We start from the raw sequence: 331 nt of genomic DNA, 5'->3' as shown, positions 1-331 counted from the left end.
CGGTGCAGGGCGGCGGGGACCTCGGCCCCAATGTGCTGGTCTTCGACCCCGGCACGCCCGGCATCCAGGCCAAGCTGGACGAGGTGTTCCGCAAGCAGGAGTCCAACCAGTTCGGCCCCGAGCGGTACGCGCTGCTGTTCAAGCCGGGCACCTACCAGAACCTCAACGCCCAACTCGGCTTCTACACCTCGATCGCGGGCCTCGGCCTCAAGCCCGACGACACCACCTTCAACGGTGATGTGACCGTGGACGCCGGCTGGTTCAACGGCAACGCCACCCAGAACTTCTGGCGCTCCGCCGAGAACCTCGCCCTCAATCCGGTGAACGGCAC

At 66.8% G+C, this 331-nt stretch carries 1 pseudogene; it reads left to right on the top strand.

Annotation, left to right across the window (positions count from 1 at the left end):
• Nucleotides 1-2: 2 nt before the first annotated feature.
• Nucleotides 3-331: pseudogene (locus VR45_RS38285) on the top strand (coagulation factor 5/8 type domain-containing protein); the annotation flags it as partial.

Source organism: Streptomyces sp. NRRL S-495 (assembly GCF_000966955.1).
GTDB lineage: Bacteria > Actinomycetota > Actinomycetes > Streptomycetales > Streptomycetaceae > Kitasatospora > Kitasatospora purpeofusca.
Note: the sequence above shows the minus strand (reverse complement) of the source record. Positions and strands in the feature narration are given on the sequence as shown.